Annotated in this window: 15 protein-coding genes and 1 riboswitch; of the genes, 7 read left to right on the top strand and 8 right to left on the bottom strand. The window is 72.4% G+C overall.

Annotation, left to right across the window (positions count from 1 at the left end; translation table 11 throughout):
* Nucleotides 1-48: 48 nt before the first annotated feature.
* A complete protein-coding gene (locus ABD207_RS13925; protein ID WP_344012929.1) occupies nucleotides 49-1,341 on the top strand; it encodes a hypothetical protein in 1,293 nt (430 codons plus the stop codon).
* A 713-nt stretch (nucleotides 1,342-2,054) separates the two neighbouring features.
* Nucleotides 2,055-2,585 (top strand): DoxX family membrane protein, encoded by a 531-nt coding sequence (locus ABD207_RS13920; RefSeq protein WP_344012927.1) that lies wholly within the window; start codon nucleotides 2,055-2,057, stop codon nucleotides 2,583-2,585.
* Here the strand turns inward: ABD207_RS13920 and ABD207_RS13915 are convergent.
* Nucleotides 2,576-2,803: a hypothetical protein gene (locus tag ABD207_RS13915; protein ID WP_344012925.1), complete on the bottom strand. Its 228-nt coding sequence runs from the start codon at nucleotides 2,801-2,803 to the stop codon at nucleotides 2,576-2,578. The two genes, ABD207_RS13920 and ABD207_RS13915, sit on opposite strands and share 10 nt — an antisense overlap.
* Nucleotides 2,790-4,244, bottom strand: coding sequence for a PspC domain-containing protein (locus tag ABD207_RS13910; RefSeq protein WP_344012923.1), 1,455 nt, complete (start codon nucleotides 4,242-4,244; stop codon nucleotides 2,790-2,792). The genes ABD207_RS13915 and ABD207_RS13910 overlap by 14 nt, the downstream gene beginning before the upstream one ends.
* A 178-nt stretch (nucleotides 4,245-4,422) precedes the next feature.
* On the opposite strand from ABD207_RS13910, the gene ABD207_RS13905 reads away from it, so the two are divergent.
* On the top strand, nucleotides 4,423-5,715 hold the full coding sequence (locus ABD207_RS13905) for a PspC domain-containing protein (protein ID WP_344006811.1): 1,293 nt from the start codon (nucleotides 4,423-4,425) through the stop codon (nucleotides 5,713-5,715).
* Complete coding sequence (locus ABD207_RS13900; protein WP_344006813.1) at nucleotides 5,712-6,449, top strand: LuxR C-terminal-related transcriptional regulator; 738 nt, start codon at nucleotides 5,712-5,714, stop codon at nucleotides 6,447-6,449. Before ABD207_RS13905 ends, ABD207_RS13900 begins: the two co-directional genes overlap by 4 nt.
* Before the next feature lie 74 nt (nucleotides 6,450-6,523).
* Here ABD207_RS13900 and ABD207_RS13895 read toward each other — a convergent pair whose 3' ends face one another.
* Nucleotides 6,524-7,585: a C40 family peptidase gene (locus ABD207_RS13895; protein WP_344012921.1), complete on the bottom strand. Its 1,062-nt coding sequence runs from the start codon at nucleotides 7,583-7,585 to the stop codon at nucleotides 6,524-6,526.
* Nucleotides 7,586-8,037: 452 nt separating this feature from the next.
* Between ABD207_RS13895 and ABD207_RS13890 the strand changes: the two genes are divergently transcribed.
* Nucleotides 8,038-8,391, top strand: a complete 354-nt coding sequence (locus ABD207_RS13890) for a hypothetical protein (RefSeq protein ID WP_344012920.1) — start codon at nucleotides 8,038-8,040, stop codon at nucleotides 8,389-8,391.
* On the opposite strand, the gene ABD207_RS13885 is transcribed toward ABD207_RS13890, so the two are convergent.
* Together ABD207_RS13885 and ABD207_RS13880 are read right to left on the bottom strand one after the other, a co-directional pair.
* The gene (locus ABD207_RS13885; protein ID WP_344012918.1) at nucleotides 8,369-9,370 is read right to left on the bottom strand and encodes a tellurite resistance/C4-dicarboxylate transporter family protein; all 1,002 of its coding nucleotides are present in this window, start codon (nucleotides 9,368-9,370) and stop codon (nucleotides 8,369-8,371) included. The genes ABD207_RS13890 and ABD207_RS13885 overlap by 23 nt on opposite strands.
* 213 nt (nucleotides 9,371-9,583) lie before the next feature.
* Nucleotides 9,584-10,756 (bottom strand): C40 family peptidase, encoded by a 1,173-nt coding sequence (locus tag ABD207_RS13880; RefSeq protein WP_344012917.1) that lies wholly within the window; start codon nucleotides 10,754-10,756, stop codon nucleotides 9,584-9,586.
* Nucleotides 10,757-10,763: 7 nt separating this feature from the next.
* Nucleotides 10,764-10,921, bottom strand: a riboswitch (cyclic di-AMP (ydaO/yuaA leader).
* Nucleotides 10,922-11,257: 336 nt separating this feature from the next.
* On the opposite strand from ABD207_RS13880, the gene pcrA reads away from it, so the two are divergent.
* Nucleotides 11,258-13,738, top strand: coding sequence for a DNA helicase PcrA (pcrA, locus tag ABD207_RS13875; RefSeq protein WP_344006823.1), 2,481 nt, complete (start codon nucleotides 11,258-11,260; stop codon nucleotides 13,736-13,738).
* A gap of 97 nt (nucleotides 13,739-13,835) precedes the next feature.
* On the opposite strand, the gene ABD207_RS13870 is transcribed toward pcrA, so the two are convergent.
* Nucleotides 13,836-15,485 carry a M23 family metallopeptidase gene (locus ABD207_RS13870; RefSeq protein WP_344012915.1) on the bottom strand — a complete coding sequence of 550 codons (1,650 nt, stop codon included), beginning with the start codon at nucleotides 15,483-15,485 and terminating at the stop codon, nucleotides 13,836-13,838.
* 232 nt (nucleotides 15,486-15,717) lie between these two features.
* The gene (locus ABD207_RS13865; RefSeq protein ID WP_344012914.1) at nucleotides 15,718-16,584 is read right to left on the bottom strand and encodes an esterase/lipase family protein; all 867 of its coding nucleotides are present in this window, start codon (nucleotides 16,582-16,584) and stop codon (nucleotides 15,718-15,720) included.
* Nucleotides 16,585-17,018: 434 nt separating this feature from the next.
* Here ABD207_RS13865 and icmB point away from each other — a divergent pair, with 434 nt between their 5' ends.
* Entirely contained in the window at nucleotides 17,019-17,435 is a 417-nt protein-coding gene (icmB, locus tag ABD207_RS13860; protein ID WP_167993705.1) for a coenzyme B12-dependent isobutyryl CoA mutase small subunit, read from the top strand.
* A gap of 98 nt (nucleotides 17,436-17,533) precedes the next feature.
* On the opposite strand, the gene ABD207_RS13855 is transcribed toward icmB, so the two are convergent.
* Nucleotides 17,534-19,143: DUF5691 domain-containing protein (locus ABD207_RS13855; RefSeq protein ID WP_344012912.1), on the bottom strand; the 1,610-nt coding region annotated here is incomplete at its 5' end.

Genomic DNA, 19,143 nt, shown 5'->3' with positions numbered 1-19,143 from the left:
CACAATTCGCTCTCGTCATCGGTGAGTTGTGGAAGGCGGGCATCGGGCGTGGCGGTGCAGGAGGCGAGACAGAGCGGCATGGACGCCGGTGTCGGTGAGGCTGCGCACGGAGGCGGGTGCACCTGCGGGGACTGCCCGCACGGGGTGCGGGAAGGGCACCGGCGTGCGGTCGCGGCGTTTCTGCGCAAGCGGGACGAGTTCGCGGCCGGGCAGGGGCTGCCGGCCGCCGTCGCCCACTCGGCGTCCGCCTCCCGGCAGTGGGTGTCGGAGGAACTGACGCAGGCCGCGGGGGTCGTCGCCGAGCGCGGCCGCGCGGAGGGCGCGGCCTGGTTCGCCCGGGTGTGGCGGTGGACGGCGGTCGCGGTGTGGGCCGCGGTCGTGCTGCTGCTGGTGGTGCAGGCGCTCACGGCGGTCGGTGCGGGGTGGACCGATGCACGGACCGCCGGGCTGCTGGCGGCGGTGGTGGTCGCGGCGGCGCTGACGGCGGCGTCGTGGTTCCACCGGGCGCGGGGCGGGGTGCTGGCGCCGGTGATCGGGGAGGACAACCGTCTCTCCACCTCGCGTGCGGTGGCCGCGGGCTGGGTGCTGTTCGTCGTCTACGCGGTGCTGGTGCTGGCGGGGAGGCTGGCGGCGGCCTCGGGGCGCGGTGAGCGTGAGGCGCTGATCGACGGGCTCGGGCTGCGCCGGGGTGTCGGTGTGGTGACCGTGCTGGCGGTGGTGTGCGGGGTCGCGGTGCTGGTGCGGCGAGTCGTCGGGGTGCGGGTGCAGGCGCAGCGGCTGCAGAAGGTGCGGGCGGGGCGGCCGCGGGCGGCGGATCTGCTGACCGACGACGACGGGCGTGGGTCCTTCGCGGACATCCAGTACGTGGTGATCAGCGCGGCGGCGCTGGTGTTCGCGGCGGTGCGGCTGGGGCGGCGGCCGGATCAGCTGCCGGATCTGCCGTGGGGGCTGGCGGTGGTGGTGCTGGTGTCGGCGGCGACGTACCTCGCGGCGAAGTATGCGGAGGGCGGGCGGCCGGTGATTCTGTCGGTGGTGCGGGCCCGGGAAGCGGGGGATCTGGATGGGCCGATCCGGACCGGGGACGACATCGAGATCCGGGGGGTCGGGTTCGTGCCGGTCGGTGCGCGGAGCGCGGATCTCTTGTCGCGGATGGTCGTGCGGATCGGGGCGGTGAATGTGCATGTGCCGCTGGTGCCGGTGAAGGGTGGCTTCGCCAATCCGACGGACACGGTGCTGACGGTTCCCGTCCCTGCCGAGGTCGAACCCGGGCGCGTGGAAGTACAGGTCATCACAGCGGCGGGCGTCGAAACCAACCGCGTCGCCATCGACGTGACGGAGTAGCGGTTCCGGCTGAGGCTGGGTGGGGGTTCGCGTGGCCATGCCTGCGGCGCAACTGTCCCTCCGGTGGGGGTGCGCGTAGCGCCCACGGTGGGTGGGTGAGTCGGGGCCGGAGTGGTGGTGTCCGTCCTCGGCCTGGCGCGCAATAGGTCGCCTTTTGGGTACTGGCGCGGACGCGCCTGCCGCTGCGGGCGGACACCACCACCCCGACCCCTCCCCGCCGCGCGCGACTGCGGCCGCCCAAGCCCCGGTGGTCTGTTGAGCGCCGTGCGCGGCTACCCGCGCCGCGTCACTGCGGGCATTCGTGCCGCCTGAGGCGATGGGGGTCCCCCCGCTCGAGCGAAGCCGAGAGTGGGGGAGGGTGGGCGATGGGGGTCCCCCCGCTCGAGCGCAGCCGAGAGTGGGGGAGGGTGGGCGATGGGGGTCCCCCCGCTCGAGCGCAGCCGAGAGTGGGGGAGGCACCCCTTCAGCGGGGCTAGCGCACCCCACGCCCGGTCGGCAACGGCACCGGGGCCGTAAACCCGCCCAGCAGCCGCACCCCTCCCCAGCCGGGCACAGCCCAGTAGAGGCGCACGGGATGCGAGGGCGCCGGAGTGGTGGGAAATCTAGGCGTGCCGCGGCCAATTGCCGGGTTGAAGGATTGAGCCGGGGCTGATTGTCGTACGTATGGTCTCTTGAGGGGGTCTCGACAGGGCGGCGAGAGGCGACGGAGAGCGATGACTCACGGTATGCGATCGGACACGTACGGCCCCCACCTGGACGGAGACGGTGACTGGCGGGACACCGCCACGCGCTACGCACTGCTCCCCCTGAGGATCTTCCTGGGGGTGACCTTCATCTACGCCGGCCTCGACAAGCTGACCGACAGCGCGTTCATGAAGGACTCCGGGGCGGGATCCATCGGGGACATGATGCGGAGCGTACGGGACTCCTCCGCCATTCCGGCGATGGTCGACATGGCCCTGGAGAACCCCGTGGCCTTCGGTTACGCGATCGCCTTCGGTGAGCTGGCCGTGGGGATCGGCACGCTGCTGGGGCTGCTCGCGCGGCTCGCCGCGCTCGGGGGCGCGCTGATCTCGCTGAGCCTGTGGCTGACCGTCAGCTGGGCCTCCGACCCGTACTACTTCGGGAACGACCTGCCCTACCTCATGTCGTGGATCCCGCTGGTGCTGGCCGGCGCCCCCGTGCTGTCGATCGACGCCGCGCTGCGGGCACGGCGACGGGAGCGCAGGGGCGGTTACCGGTAGCTCTCCTCGGTACGGGCACCGGGCTCGTCGCGCCGGCGTATGAGGCGGGCGAGTACTCCCAGCGCGCCCGCCAGGAACAGGCCACCGGTGACCACCGGGATGAGCGTGAACCAGGGGATCTCCCAGGCGCCGCGCGCATCACCGGCGTAGAGCACTCCGGTGAGGAGGAGGACGACGCCCGCGACCAGCCGGCCGGGCTGGAACTCATGACGCAGCACGGCTCACCTCCGCCTGCCCCGCTCCGACGTGGAGGTCGAGGCGGAGCGTGCCCGACTTGCCGGCACCCTCGAGGGTCAGGCTCTTCTGCTTGCCCGGTGCCACATCCACGTCCTTCTTGTCGTCGCCCGGCAGCTGGACGTCGCCGAGGCCCACGTCGATGTTCAGTTTCACGGTCGCATCCCGCGGGACGATCACATGGATGCGGCCCAGTCCTACGTGCCCCGAGGTCGAGACGGTTCTGCCCTCGGGGACGCGTATCCGGGACAGGTCCAGCGTGCCGGTGCCGGTGCCCAGCTCGTAGGAGGGGCGTGTCTGTGCGACCGAGGCGGGCTTCCAGGTGGTGCGGTTCCACTCGGTGGTGACGTCCTTCGGCAGGGCTGCCGAGGCGGCCAGCAGGCTCGCCGTGATGACGGCGAGGACGATGGATCCGGCGCCGGTGCGGCCCAGGAAGGCGCTGACCGCGATGCCGAGCCCGAAGACGGCGAGGGCACAGGCCAGTCCCGTCTGCAGGCTGGTGCCGAGGGAGTGCGTGTCCCAGGTGAGCTGGGTGCCGAGGTAGGCGGCCACGAGGGCGAGCAGGAACACCCAGCCGCCTATCCAGCGGGGTCCGCGCGGTCTCGGGGGGCGGGGAGTGTGGGGGGTGGCGCGTGCGTGGGTGCCCAGGCTGACGTCGAGCGCGGCGGCGACGTCGCGCTCGTGGGAGTCCCGCGGGCCCCAGAGGTAGCCGGTGCCGCCGACATGGGTGCCGTCCTTGACGATGGGGTCGCGCCACCAGGAAGGGTAGGCCGTGGGAACCGGGGGCGCCTGCGCCTCCGGCGGGGCGTCGGCCGTGGCCTGGGCGGTCACCGGGTCGGGGCTGGGGGCGCCGCGGTGCCGGGACCAGTACCCGGCGCCGGCGAGCAGGATGGACAGTATGACGGCGAAGCTCAGCACCCCGCCGTTGTTCAGCATGGTCAGGAAGACACCGCAGCCGACCAGCGCGAACAGCACGGCCGCCAGCGTGTGGCCCTCGACCCGGCCGGTGAGCAGCTTGCGGAACTCGTGCTCGTCCTCCTCGTCGTCGTAGGGGACGAACAGCCAGGCGAAGCCGTAGAAGATCAGGCCGATGCCGCCGGTGGCGGAGAGCACGGCGAGGGTGATCCGGAAGATCACCGGGTCCATGTCGCACTGCCGGCCGAGCCCGGCGCACACCCCGCCGATCATCTGGTGCCTGCGGTCGCGACGGAAGCGGTGGGGCGGCTCGGGCGTGGTCTCCTCGGGACCGTCCGGCGGCGGGGCGGTGGCTCCTGCCGTCGCTCCCTTCCTCGCCCGCGCGTCCGCCTGCTCGTGCGGGCGCGCGCCGGCCGCGCCGGGCACGGCGTCCCGCGGCCCGGCGCCCTGCTCGGGGCGCGGGCCGGAGCCGGGTCCCGGACCCGTCGCGGCGTGCTGGTGATCCGTCATGTGTCCATGGTGACGGGCGAGCAGCCGCGGCGGGAGTCGGAACGACCCTGGCCCGACCCTGATATGCCCCTGAGCCGGGGCCGGGGGAGTGTTCGAAGGGCGGGGCGCGCGGAGATCAGGGGAGTCTCCGGGACCGACCCTGATGCTCCGGACGGGCGGGCGTGTGACCATCAATGGCATGTCGGAAGCCGCAGCAGCGCCCACCGCTGAGCCGCGGCCGCCGCGCAAGCTCTACCGCAGCAGTGACGGACGCTGGCTGGGGGGCGTGGCGCGGGGGCTCGCCGGACACCTCGGGCTGCCCGTGATCTGGGTCCGGCTCGCGTTCGTCGCCCTGTTCACGGCGGACGGTCTCGGCGCGCTGCTGTACGCCGCGTTCTGGTTCTTCGTGCCGCTCGGTGTCGGCGGGGTGAACGCCCAGAAGCCGCCGTCGCTGGTCACCACGGAGATATCGCCGGACGGCCGCCGCCGGCTGGTCGCCCGCAAACCGGACAAGGGGCAGATCGTCGCGCTGCTCCTCATGGTCGTCGTGGCCATGGTGTTCGTGGGCAATGTGAACCTCACCAACGGCGCCCGCGCCTACCTGTGGCCGCTGGTGCTGGTCGGCGCCGGCGTGGCGCTGGTGTGGCGGCAGGCGGACAACGCCCGCCGGGCCCGCTGGATGGAGGTCGGGCGGCGCCGGCGCACGGTCACGCTGCTGCGGGCCGTCGCGGGCGTGCTGCTGGTGACCGTGGGCGTCTCCGGGATATTCGTGCTGCAGGGCTCCGGGGCCCACCTGGGCGCGGTGCTGCAGGCCGCCCTCGCCGTCCTCGTCGGCATAACGCTGCTCGCCGGCCCCTATCTGGTGCGGATGACGCAGGACCTCTCCCAGGAGCGGCTGATGCGCATCCGCGCGCAGGAACGGGCCGAGGTGGCCGCCCATGTGCACGACTCGGTGCTGCACACCCTCACCCTGATCCAGCGCAACGCGGACAACCCCGCCGAGGTGCGCCGTCTCGCCCGCGCCCAGGAGCGCGACCTGCGCACCTGGCTCTACAAGCCGGAGGGCACCGGCAAGGACGAGGCCGACGAGCCGGCCAACCTGGCCGACGCCGTGCGGCGCACGGCCGCCGAGGTGGAGGACAAGCACGGCGTTCCCATCGAGGTCGTCGTGGTGGGCGACTGCCCGCTCGACGAGAAGGTGGGCGCGCAGATGCAAGCCGCGCGCGAGGCAATGGTGAACGCCGCCAAGTACGGTGGCGAGGGTGGTGCGGTTCAGGTCTACGCCGAGGTCGAGGGGAGAACGGTGTTCGTGTCCGTCCGCGACCGCGGCCCCGGCTTCGACCTCGATTCGATACCCGCCGACCGCATGGGCGTCAGAGAATCGATCATCGGCCGCATGGAGCGCAACGGCGGCACGGCGCGGGTGCGCGCGGTGCCGGACGGCGGCACGGAGGTCGAGCTGGAGATGGAAAGGGCGGAGAACACGTCATGAGTGAGCCGACCGAGGCGAACGGAACGGCCGGACCGGCACCGGAGGCCGAGGCCGCGGAGGCCGGCTCCGCACGGCGCCATGTGCGGGTCGTCCTCGTCGACGACCACCGCATGTTCCGCACCGGCGTCCAGGCCGAGATCGGCCAGACCGAGCAGACGGGCGTCGAGGTGGTCGGCGAGGCCGCCGACGTCGACCAGGCGGTCTCGGTCATCACCGCGACCCGGCCCGAGGTCGTCCTGCTCGATGTGCACCTGCCCGGTGGCGGCGGTGTCGAGGTGCTGCGCCGCTGCGCCGCGCTGATGAACGACACCGAGCAGCCGGTCCGCTTCCTGGCGCTGTCCGTGTCGGACGCGGCGGAGGACGTGATCGGTGTGATCCGCGGCGGCGCCCGCGGTTACGTCACCAAGACGATCACCGGCACGGACCTGGTGGACTCGATCTTCCGGGTGCAGGAGGGCGACGCGGTGTTCTCGCCGCGCCTGGCCGGGTTCGTGCTGGACGCCTTCGCCTCCACCGACGCACCCCCGGTCGACGAGGACCTCGACCGGCTCACCCAGCGCGAGCGCGAGGTCCTCCGGCTGATCGCGCGGGGCTACGCCTACAAGGAGATCGCCAAGCAGCTGTTCATCTCGGTGAAGACGGTCGAGTCGCATGTCTCGGCGGTGCTGCGGAAGCTGCAGCTGTCCAACCGGCACGAGCTGACGCGGTGGGCGACGGCACGACGGCTGGTCTGAGCACGGGACGGCCGGGACGGCAGGGACGGCAGGGACGGCAGGGACGGCAGGGACGGGCAAGGGCAGCAGGCCGCTCAGCCCACCCGGGTGGCGCCCGCGAACGGCATCTGGTCGATGGGGGCCAGCCGGACCGGGGCGGAGGGGTTCGGGGCGTGGATCATCTGCCCGTTGCCGACGTAGATGCCGACATGGCTGATGCCTGAGTAGAAGAAGACCAGGTCGCCGGGGAGGAGTTCGGAGCGGGCGATACGGCGGCCCGCGTTGATCTGCGCATAGGTCGTGCGGGGCAGGGAGACGCCCGCGGAGCGGTACGCGGCCTGGATCAGCCCTGAGCAGTCGAAGGCGTCGGGGCCGGTCGCGCCCCACACGTAGGGGGTGCCGAGCTTCTGGTAGGCGTAGGAGACCGCCTGGGCGGCGCGGGAGCTGGGTGCCTGAGCGGTGGCGGCGCCGGGTGCGGCGAGGCCCTCCCGGCCGGCTGCCGAGGCGCGTGAGGCGCGGTCGGTGCCGTCGCCGTAGCCGGCGCGCTGCTCGGGAGTCAGCCGGGACAGCAGCCGGCGGGCCTCGCCGAGCTTCCCGGTGATCGTCTTCTTCTGCCGCTGGAGTTGCGCCTGACGGGAGGCGAGGGACTTCAGCTCGACGCGGGCGGCGCCGCGCAGCTGCTCGATCTCCCGAAGCTGTGCGCGTACCCGGTTCACGGCGGCGTTCTGGCGGCTGCCCGCCCGCTCGGCGAGCGCGACGCCGTCCAGGTAGCCGTCGGGGTCGTCGGAGAGGACCAGTTGCACGGCCGGGTCGAGGCCGCCGCTGCGGTACTGGGCGGTGGCGGCCGAACCCAGCGCGGACCGGGCCGCGTTGAGCCGCTCCTGCTTGCGGGCCGCCTCGTCCTGGAGTTTCCGCACCCGCTCCCGGGCCGCGTCCGCCTTCTCCTTCGCCCCGTTGTACTTCTCGGTGGCGACCTCCGCCTCCCGGTACAACTGGTCGACCCGGGCCTTGGCCTGCTGGGGAGTCAGCTGCGGATCGGCCTGCCCCGTGCCGTCCAGGACGGTGGTGGTGGCCGCGCCCGCGAGGGCGAGGGTGGCGGCGGTACGAGCGGTGGTACCGGCCGCCGAGCGCTGTCTGGACCTGCGGTGCGCTGCCATCTGGGACGTCACGTCCTTTCGACGACCGCCTGCCCCGTGACGGGGAACAGCTGAGCGATGATCCGGCGGCGGTGCGCACAGGGGGAGCGGTCCGCCGCCGGATCCTCTCGGCGGTGGTGTCCGGGTGCCGCCCCTGGTCCGGGCGGCGGTGGGGAGCCGGTCACCTGGTGCAGGACGCTAGACCCGGCCGGGCCGGCGCTGTGACGGGTTGCGCGGAAGTGACATGAGACAACCACGCAGTGACCGTATGTGACCGTGATTCCCGCTCGGGAACGACGGCCTGCACAGCTGAGCTGACCGAAATGCCGAAGGCGGGCGGGCGAGGCGGGCCCCGGTGCTATGGAGCGCCTCCGCGAGGCTCGTTCTCACCCGTCCTGAGTGTCCGGTCTCACCCTTCCTGAGCGTCCGGGCCGGTGTCGGCGGGGACGGGGGCGCTGGCTAGGCTCCGGCCCATGGACGTACTCATCCACCTCTTCGTCGGCCTGCACATCATCGGCATCGCCTCCCTGCTCGGAGGCTTCCTCACCCAGATGAAGGCGATGGGTGAGGGCACCGCCCGCTTCACCCCGGCCATGCTGCACGGCGCCCTGACGATGCTGGTCACCGGAGTGATCCTGGTCGGCCTCAACCAGGCCGACGACCAGTCGGTGAACAACATCAAGATCGGCGTGAAGCTGGCCCTGCTGATCGTGATCCTGGGCCTGGTCTATGTGAAGCGCGACGAGGAGAAGGTGGACAAGGGGCTGTTCGGCCTGGTCGGCCTGCTGACCACGGCGAACGTCTTCATCGCCGTGCTGTGGACCTGATCCCCTCCGGCACCGGTCCCGGCCCGACCGCGGAGCGGACCGCGCCGATCGCGACCGTCAGCCAGGCGGCCACCGCGATCCACACCAGCACCTCTCCCAGCCCCTCGAGCCACGGGGCGTCGACCACGGCGGACGTGGACAGCGCCGCCGTCGCCGTCATCCCCAGCGGGAACACCGTCGACCAGCGCCGCGGATCGTAGGCCGTCCGCGGCCAGCGGATCTCGCCGGCCAGCAGCACCACGCACAGGACCAGGTCCAGCACCACCAGCACCATGGTCATGACGCGCAGCACATGGCTGTCGTCGACGTTCCACAGGTACAGCCGCATGCTGTCGGCGGCCAGCAGCTTCGAACCGGCCAGCGCCGAGATGCCGAGCGCGCCCGCCGCCACCCAGTGGTCGCCCTTGCCCTCGGCCGTCTGCCGGAGGTCGAATCGGGCGAGGGCGAAGGCGTAGAGCACCAGCCCGAACCAGAACAGCGCCAGCGCCGCATGCGCCAGCCACGCCGCCGACTCGGCCGCGGCGAGCGTCGCCGCCAGCAGAGCCAGCCCCTGCGTGGCCACGCAGCACAGGAACACCGCCCCGGGCATCCTCGGCCGCCAGCTCCCCACCACCAGGACGAGCAGCGGCGGCCAGAGCACCGCGGCCAGCGCCAGCAGCGCCTCGGCGAGCGTGCTCCAGTCCTCCGCGGCGAAGCGTGAGCCGATCACGGTGGTGGCCGCCACGGCGGTGAGCGCGCCCGGTGTCTGCGCCTCCGCCCGCCACCGCGTGCGCTCCCGCAGCAGCCGCAGCGCGAACTCCGCCGCCAGCCCCGCCCACGCGACGCAGGCCGCCCCGAGCATGGTCCGCGAGAGCACCTCGTACTCCGCCGGATGCAGCGCCAGCGACACGATGCCGCAGGCCATCACGGCGGCACCCTCCGCCGGGGACCGCCGCGCCCACCAGGTGCGGAAGGGGGACGGGCGGGAGGGGCGAGACATGCGCCGATGCTAGAAGAGCCGCCCCACGACACCCCGCCGGGCAACGCGCGCCCGCGCACGATCACCCGCGCAGGGGCATCGCTCGCGCAGAGGCACCATTCGGGTGCGCCCGCCGCACGCCCAGGCCGCCGGCGGGGCGGACTCCGCTTCGTCCGTCAGCCGGGGCGGACCGTCCCTTCTCCGCCAGGGCCTTCTCCGCCAGGGCCTTCTCTGTCAGGCGGGCCGGACCACGCTGTGGATCGCAGACTCGCCGTCGTAGTAGATCGACTCCTCGCGCACATAGGTGCCCGGCTTCGGGGCGTGGATCATCATGCCGTTGCCTATGTAGATGCCCACGTGGGTGACGTCGTCGTAGAAGAAGACCAGGTCACCGGGCTGCGCCTGGGACACCGGGACCGTCGTGCCGGCGTTCACCTGGTCGTAGGTGGTGCGCGGGAGGGTGACCCCGGCGGCCTTCCAGGCGGCCTGGGTCAGGCCGGAGCAGTCGTAGGAGCCGGGACCGGTCGCGCCCCATACGTACGGCTTGCCGATCTGGGCGCGGGCGAAGGCGATGGCCTTCGCGGCCTTGGTGGCGTACGACGAGTCCGTCGGGGGCGGAGTCGTCGTGCCCGAGGAGGAGCCGGACGAGCCGCTCTCCTGCTGAGCCGCCTCTCGCTGTGCCGCCTCCTGGGCCTTGCGCTGCTCCTCCTGCTGCCGGGCCAGCTCGGCGGCCTTGCGGGCGGCCTCCTCCTGCTTCTTCTTCTCGATCGCCGCGAGCCGCGCCTTCTCCTCGGCTGTCAGCTTCGACATCAGCTCGCGCGCCTCGGCCAGCTTCTTCTGGACCTTCGCCTTGGCGGCCTTCAGGTCGTTCTGCGACTCGGTGAGCGTCTGGAGGCTCTCGGTGGCCTCCTTCCGCTTCTTCATCGTCGCGGACTGCTGCTCGACGTAGTCGTCGACCGCTTCCTTCTGGCGGCCGGTCATCCGGCCCATCAGATGCTGCTGGTCGAAGACCTCCTGCGGCGAGTCCGCGAGCAGGAAGGTGGCGGTGTTGGACACGCCCGCGCCGGTGCGGTACTGGGCGGCGGCGTAGGAACCGAGCTGTTCCCGCGCCTCGTTGAGCTTCTGGGTGCGCTGGGCGACGTCGTCGAGCAGGGAGTCGACGCGCTTGCGCTGCTTCGCGGTCTTCTCCTTGGCCGCGTTGTACTTCTCGGTCGCCCACTCCGCCTGGCGGTACAGGTCGCCGACCTTCTTCTCGACCTCTTCGAGACTCGGCTTGTCGTCCGTCGGGGCGGCGTTGGCGGTCTGGCCCAGCAGGGCCACGGAGGTGAGGGCAGCCGTGGCGAGGGCGGGGGTGCGTATGCCTGCCACGCGTGGTACGGGGGTGCGCGACTTGCGATGCGACGCCAAGGGAGGCGACTCCTTCCAATGGTCCGCCTACCGGGTTAGCTGTCGGGTTCGGGCGGGTGCTTGGAAGGGTTGCCCTACGGCTGCTCCGCACGGGAGTGAGCCGATTCACCCCAGGTCTCGGTTGGGTCCCCGGCTCCGGGTGCCATCGGTCGGCACTGCCGGACTCGGCGGAGGCCGTGCGGTCCGGCGAGGTTCGCCGGTGGGGGTCGTACGGCCCGTCGGCACGGTAGCCAACTGGTGTGGCCCCTGTGAAGGTTGGTGGGCGATATGCCCGATACATTTTCGTGACCTTAGGGTCCGGGTGACACAGGGTGCCCGGCCGGTGCTCGACGGTGTCCGGGCCGGCGGCCCGGATCCGCCCGCCGGGAAGGGCCGGGAAGGCCGGGAAGGGCCGGGAAGGCCGGGAAGGGCGGGAAGGGCGTGGCGGGCGTCCGCCGGGAATGTGTGGATGTTCCGGGGCGGACCCGGGCTGTCGGTGGTGCGCCCTAGACTCGGAGAGCGATGAGCAGCCTCTTTGACGACAGCTTCCTGGCGAACCTCCAGGCCCAGCCGGGCCCCGCGGACGAGCCGCCGCCACCACCCGAGGACGATCACGTACCGGAGCCGCTCCCGGACGATCTGTTCGGCGGGAAGTTCGACGTGCCGCCGGAGCGTGAGGAGTACTACCGCGACGGCGCCCCCCGCCCGGTGACCGACTCCGCCGCGCTCCTGGAGGGGCTCAACGACAATCAGCGCGCCGCCGTCGTCCACTCCGGCTCACCCCTGCTCATCGTGGCCGGTGCCGGCTCCGGCAAGACCCGTGTGCTCACCCACCGCATCGCCTATCTGCTCGCCGAGCGGAACGTGCATCCGGGGCAGATCCTGGCGATCACCTTCACCAACAAGGCCGCCGGCGAGATGAAGGAGCGCGTCGAGCAGCTCGTCGGCCCGCGCGCCAACGCGATGTGGGTGATGACCTTCCACAGCGCCTGCGTGCGCATCCTGCGCCGCGAGTCGAAGAAGCTCGGCTTCACCTCGTCGTTCTCGATCTACGACGCCGCCGACTCCAAGCGGCTGATGGCGCTGGTCTGCCGTGATCTCGAGCTGGACCCCAAGCGCTACCCGCCGAAGTCCTTCAGCGCCAAGATCAGCAATCTGAAGAACGAGCTGATCGACGAGGAGGACTTCGCCGCCCAGGCCTCCGACGGCTTCGAGAAGACGCTCGCCCAGGCCTACGCCCTCTACCAGTCGCGGCTGCGCGAGGCCAACGCCCTCGACTTCGACGACCTGATCATGACGACGGTCAATCTGCTCCGCGCCTTCCCGGACGTCGCCGAGCACTACCGCCGCCGCTTCCGCCACGTCCTGGTCGACGAGTACCAGGACACCAACCACGCCCAGTACGCCCTGGTGCGCGAGCTGGTCGGCCCCACCGAGCACCCCGTGGACGTGCCGCCCGAGGCCGAGATCCCGCCCGCCGAGCTGTGCGTGGTGGGCGACGCCGACCAGTCGATCTACGCCTTCCGCGGCGCGACGATCCGCAACATCCTCCAGTTCGAGGAGGACTACCCGGACGCGACGACCATCCTGCTGGAGCAGAACTACCGCTCCACCCAGACGATCCTCAGCGCCGCCAACGCGGTCATCGAGCGCAACGAGTCCCGCCGCCCCAAGAACCTGTGGACCAACGCCGGAGCCGGCTGCCCGATCACCGGGTACGTCGCGGACACCGAGCACGACGAGGCCCAGTTCGTCGCCGACGAGATAGACCGCCTGGTCGACGCGGGCGAGGCCAAGGCCGGCGATGTCGCCGTCTTCTACCGCACCAACGCCCAGTCCCGTGTCTTCGAAGAGGTCTTCATCCGCGTCGGCCTGCCCTACAAGGTCGTCGGCGGGGTCCGCTTCTACGAGCGCAAGGAGGTCAGGGACGTCCTGGCCTACCTGCGGGTGCTCGCCAACCCCGAGGACTCGGTGCCGCTGCGCCGCATCCTCAACGTGCCCAAGCGGGGCATCGGCGAACGCGCGGAGGCGATGATCGACGCCCTGGCCCAGCGGGAGAAGATCAGCTTCCCGCAGGCGCTGAAGCGCGTCGACGAGGCGTACGGCATGGCCGCGCGCTCGGTCAACGCCGTCAAGCGGTTCAACACGCTGATGGAGGAGCTGCGCACCATCGTCGAGTCCGGCGCCGGACCGGCGACCGTGCTGGAGGCGGTGCTGGAACGCACCGGCTATCTGGCCGAGCTGCAGGCCTCCACCGACCCGCAGGACGAGACCCGCATCGAGAACCTCCAGGAACTCGCCGCCGTCGCCCTGGAGTTCGAGCAGGAGCGCGGCGAGGGGGAGGCCGGGACGCTGGCCGACTTCCTGGAGCAGGTCGCGCTGGTCGCCGACTCCGACCAGATCCCCGAGGAGGACGAGGAGGGCTCCGGCGTCATCACGCTGATGACGCTGCACACCGCCAAGGGCCTGGAGTTCCCGGTCGTCTTCCTCACCGGCATGGAGGACGGCGTCTTCCCGCACATGCGCGCCCTCGGCGACACCAAGGAGCTGGAGGAGGAGCGGCGCCTGGCGTACGTCGGCATCACCCGTGCCCGCGAGCGGCTCTACCTCACCCGGTCGACCCTGCGCAGCGCCTGGGGCCAGCCCTCCTACAACCCGCCCTCGCGGTTCCTGGAGGAGATCCCGGCCGCGTACGTCGAGTGGAAGCGGACGGGCGCGAGCACGCCGAAGGCCTCCGGGGCGGTCTCGGGGGTGGCGGCGTCGCTGTCGTCGTCCCGCTCCCGCTCCTCGGCCTCGGGCGCCTCGGGCTTCGCCACCCGCCGCACCGCGGACCGGCCGGTGGTGTCGCTGGCGGTCGGGGACCGGGTGACGCACGATCAGTTCGGTCTGGGCACCGTGGTCGCGGTGAAGGGCACGGGCGCGAACGCCGAGGCGACCATCGACTTCGGCGACGCCAAGCCCAAGCGGCTGCTGCTGCGGTACGCGCCGGTGGAGAAGCTGTAGCCGTCGGTCACGTCCGTGACCTGAGGAGGGGCTCCCGCCCGAGCGCGGGGGCCTCTTCGGGCGAGCCGTCAGGACGGCTCGAGTTGGGCGAGCGCGGTCAGGACGGCTCGAGGCCGTGGCTGCGGAACCAGGCGAGCGGGTCGATGGCCGAACCGCCGCCCGGCCGGACCTCGAAGTGCAGATGCGGGCCGGTGGAGTTGCCCGAGTTGCCGGAGTAGGCGATCGGATCGCCGGCCTTCACCGTCGTGCCCGAGGGCACCCGGTACGTGGAGAGGTGGCAGTACCACGTCTCCGTGCCGTCCTTGGCGGTCACGATCATCATGTTGCCGTAGGCCGGGTTGTACTGGGTGCGGACCGTGCCGTCGGTCGCCGCCATCACCGTGGTGCCGTAGGAGACGGGGAAGTCGATGCCGGTGTGCACGGACATCCAGTTGATGCCGGACTGGCCGTAGTACGCGCTCAGTCCGTGCTGGGCGACCGGGAGCGCGAACTTGGGGCGGAGCCGCTCCTTGCGGGCCGCCTCCTCGGCCGCCCGCTTGCGCTCGGCCTCCTGCTGCGCCTTGAGGTCGATGCGCTCCTGGGTGCGGCTGGCCCGGTCGGCGAAGTCGTCGGCGCCGGCGGCGAGGCTCTCCAGTTGGGTGTCCAGCTTGACGTTGGCGGCGGACGGTTTCACCGGCTGCGCGTCGGCCGCGGTGGTGTTGGTCTCCTGGCCGCCCTCGTCGGCCAGGTCGCCCACCGAGGCCGCGGCGATCCCGGCGACGCCCATCACGCAGGCCGACGGCACGGCCACCGTGAGCAGCGCGGAGCGCTTGGCGGGGGTGCGGCGGCGGGAGCGGGATGCGGCACGTCCGGCCGGGCGGGGCGCGGGGACGGGGATGATCTCCTCCTGCCCCTCGAGCAGGGTCACCCGGGGCAGTTGACCGGTGTCGCCCGACCGCGCGGAGGTCTCTGCGGCGCCGTGATCCTCGGACTCCCCAATCGCCCCGGTCTCGTCGGAGTGGCCCGCCTGGTCGAACGCGGCGGTGGCCTGCGGGTCGCCCGCTTCGGGCTGCTGCCCGTAGGCCTCCGGCGACGTGGGGGCGGTGTTCTGCTCGCCGTTCCACTGGGTGGCGTCGTAGGCGCCGGTGTCGAAGGCCTGGGTGCCCCACTCCCAGTGCTGGGTGTGCACCCCGGTGCCGTCGGACGGGTCGGGCTGGAGCCAGGCACCGGCGTCCCACTGGCCGCTGACCTCGGGCGAGGTGCCCTGCGTGGGGATCAGTGGGAGCTGCTGCTCGCCGGGCGTCCACTGGGTCGGGTCGTAGAAGCCGGTGTCGTAGGAGGCGTAGTGCTGGGCCGCGTAGGCGTCGTACTGGCCGGTGGCGTCGACGCCGGCGGACCACTGCCCGGTGGTGTAGGAGCCCGTGTCGTGGCCGCTGCCGGGGAGGTCACCGAAGAGAGGGTCGGCGGCGAAGCTCGTGCCGGTGTGGGCGCCGGTACCGAAACCGGTGGCGGCAAAACCATTGGCGTCATAGCCGCCGTACGTGGTGAAGTCCCCGTACTGGGCTTCCTGGACGCCGTACGACGCATAGTGCGCCGAGGCGGCATCGGAAGCCGGATCGGGGGCCACGGTCCCCGACGGGTGACGGTCGTTCACCAACTTCTCTTTCGCCTCGACAACAGGGGCTGCCAGAGCAGTGCGGCGACTGTACCCGGCGGTACGCAGGCACGACAATCTTCCGCAGGTTTCGCGCCCGCAGGAAACGGGCATTCGGCTCGGTTTTGGTGGAGTGCGGGCCCTATGTTCGAGCCGCGTTCGAAACCTGTGGGTGCTCGGCGGCCTGAATTCCGCTGTGTCGGACGGATGTTGTTCGGGTGAACGGGGTGTGGACGCGCTGTCGGCACCCGGCCGAGGGGCCGGGCGTGTCGCCGGTCGCGACCGGTCCGGCGCCCGACCTGGTGCGGCCGGATGACCGACGGGCGGCGGTGCGGTCGGGTGACCGTCAGGCGACGGTCAGGCCGCCCGCGTGGCCGGAGGTCGGCTCTCCCGGGTGGGCCGTGTCCAGGGCCTGCCGTATCGCGGTCGCCACCGCCGGGTGCACGGGCAGGGCGAGATGACCGACGCCGCTCACCCGTATGTTCTCCGTGGTCAGGTCCGGGTGGTCGATGCAGGCCGCCTCCAGCGGATCCATGATGTGGTCGAGGTCGCTCCAGAAGGCGTAGAAGCGGGTACGGCAGCCGGGGGCGGGCAGGCACAGCTCCTCCAGCACCGGCGAGCCGGGGCGCATCTGGCGCACGATGGGGTGCGCATTCGCCAGGGGTGCCACGCGGGTGCCGGCGTGCGGGGTGCCGAGGGTGACCACTGTGCGCACACGAGAGTCGCCGCCGAGCCGCTGCACGTAGTACCGCGCTATCAGGCCGCCCAGACTGTGCCCGACCACCTCGACCTGACTGTGGCCCGTGCGCTCGCACACCTCCTCAATGTGCCGGCCCAGCAGCTCCGCCGCGCTGCGGATGTCGCAGGTGAGCGGCGAGTAGTTCAGCGACTCGATCTGCTGCCTGCCGTGCTGCGCGAGGCTGCGGCGCAGCAGCACGAACACCGAGCGGTTGTCGATGAAGCCGTGCAGCAGCACGACCGGCGGCTTGGCCTCGGTCGGCAGCTGGGCGGCGCCGCCCGCTCCGGGAAGCGCGGGAGCCGGGCCGCGGCGTTCCTGGATGATCCCGGCCGGATAGAGCAGCAGGTGACCCGCGAGGATCGCGAGCTCCAGGGCGGTGGCCTTCAGCAGTGCCAGGGAGAGCCCGGCCAGGCGACTCGGCAGCAGACGCCGGCAGAGCGGGAGAAGGGGAAGAGCTGCCTGGGTGACCTTCATGGGCCGACCTCCTGTCGGCACGCGAAGGACAGCCCTGTCCCCCGTGTGCCCTCATGGGAAATCGCGGCGAAAGCGGTCGCCGCCGCTCGCGTACGACGCGCGGACCGAGCGCGGCGGTACGGCGACCTCGTCGCGGATCCCTTATGCGCATGTTCCCACTGATGCCCCTGTGCCGCACGGGCACGGGGGGTGCGGACCGGACGAACCTCCGGCGGCTCGGCGGGGAACGCTGCGCGGCGAACGTGTCCCACCGTGTGATTTCCCCCTCGGTCTGCACCGCGAAACTGCCGGTTGCGCGATGCTGGAGATAACGTTCGTTCACTTCCCCGGCCGTCTCGGACCGGGGTCTCCGGACGTGCGCGATGTGTACGGCTTGACCGATATGTGCGGTACTTATCGGTACGGATGGATGTAGTCGCTTCATGGAGGCAGTGATGGGTGTGGCAGCCGGTCCGATCCGCGTGGTGGTGGCCAAGCCGGGGCTCGACGGCCACGATCGCGGGGCCAAGGTGATCGCGCGGGCCCTGCGCGATGCCGGTATGGAGGTCATCTACACCGGCCTGCACCAGACTCCGGAGCAGATCGTCGACACCGCGATCCAGGAGGACGCCGACGCCATCGGGCTCTCCATCCTCTCCGGGGCGCACAACACGCTCTTCGCGGCCGTCATCGACCTGCTCAAGGAGCGCGACGCGGCGGACATCCTGGTCTTCGGCGGCGGGATCATCCCCGAGGAGGACATTCCCCCGCTGAAGGAGAAGGGCGTCGCGGAGATCTTCACGCCGGGTGCGACCACGCAGTCGATCGTGGACTGGGTCCGCGCCAACGTGCGCCAGCCGGCCGAGGCGTAGGCGGCATCGGCATCGGCATCGGCATCGGTGCAGGGTCCGCCATGGGCGCCGTGGGTGCCGAAGCGGGCGGGCGGTGTCGCGCGGGCCCGCGGGAGGGCTCAGCCCTCGGGCAGGGTCCGGTCCTCGGGCGGGACGTGGTCCTCCGTCGGGGCCGGGCTCTCGGGCGTGCCCGAATTCTCGGGTGATGCCTGGTCCTCCGTCGGGGCCGGGCCCTCGCGCATGCCTGAATTCCCGGGTGAGGCCGGGTTCTCGGGTGGGGCCAGCTCCCGCAGCATCGCCGCGCGCAGACGCAGGGTGATGACCAGGCGCTGGAAGGCCTCGGCCCAGTAGCCGCCGGCGCCCGGTGAGGCGTCCTGCGGCTCGTCCGGTATCGCCAGCAGCGCCTCCAGACGGCTCGCCTCGGCAGGGTCCAGGCAGCGCTCGGCCAGGCCCATGACTCCGCTGAAACTCCATGGATAACTCCCTGCGTCGCGAGCGATGTTGAGCGCGTCGACGACCGCGCGCCCCAGCGGCGGCGCCCACGGCACCGCGCACACCCCGAGCAGCTGGAAGGCCTCGGACAGGCCGTGCTTCTCGATGAAGCCGGCCACCCAGGCGGCCCGTTCCCCGGCGTCCAGCGTGGCCAGCAGTGTGGCGCGTTCGGCCAGGGACACCGCGCCGGGACCGCCGGCCTCCGGCGCGGACGGCTCCCCGAGCAGCGCCCGCGCCCAGGCGGGGTCCCGCTGACGCACCGCAGCCCGGCACCAGGCCGCGTGCAACTCGCCCTGCCAGCCGTCCGCCACCGGCAGCGCCACGATCTCGCCGGGCGTCCGGCCGCCGAGCCGTCGCGACCAGGTGGCCAGCGGCGCCGCCTCCACCAGCTGCCCCAGCCACCAGGACCGTTCGCCCCGCCCGGCCGGGGCCTTGGCCACCACGCCGTCCCGCTCCATGCCCGCATCGCACTCGTGCGGCGCCTCGACGACGATCGCCGGAGCCTCGCCCGTGCGGTCCAGGGCCACGCAGGCACCGGCCCGCACCGCCATCCGCTCGGCGAGCGCCGAACCGGGCAGCGCCGACAGCAACTCCGCGGCCGTCGCACGGACATTGCGGCTGCGGTCGGCCAGGGCCTGCTCCAGGAACGGCTCGTCGTCCGGGCCGAGGCGACTGCGCAGCGAGTCCAGGAACATCAGCCGGTCCTCGGCCCGTTCGGTCGCCCAGGTGGACGCGAGGAGTTCCCGGGCGGCGGCCGGTGTACGGGAGCGCAGCGCGGTGAGCAGGGCGACGCGTTCGGCGAACAGCCCCTCCTGCCACAGCCGCCGCACCGCCTCGCGGTCGGACGGGTCCGGCAGGGCGGAGGCGCTGCCCGGTGTCGCCCGCAGGGCGAACCGCCAGTCCGGGTTGAACCGGGCCAGCCACAGCCCGCGCGGCCCGGCGAACCGCAGTGCGGCCGGACGCAGGTCCGTGCGGCCGCGGGCGGTGTCGAGCAGCGCGGGCAGGGCGGCGGGCGGTGGCGCATAGCCGTGCGCGTTGGCGGCCGCCAGCCACTGGGGCAGCAGCTCCATCAGGTCCGGTGCGGTGCCCCGGCGCCCGGCGCTGGGGCCGCCCTGGCAGTCGGTGAGCAGCATTGCCAGCCTGCGCGTCGCGGCGGGCGGCAGCGGCGGGCGCGGGTCCTCGGGCGCGGGCCGGGGGCGCTCCGCCGCACGGGCCGACCGCAGGCCCGCACGGCGCC

The organism is Streptomyces thermospinosisporus (assembly GCF_039526425.1).
Lineage (GTDB): Bacteria > Actinomycetota > Actinomycetes > Streptomycetales > Streptomycetaceae > Streptomyces > Streptomyces thermocarboxydovorans.
Note: the sequence above shows the minus strand (reverse complement) of the source record. Positions and strands in the feature narration are given on the sequence as shown.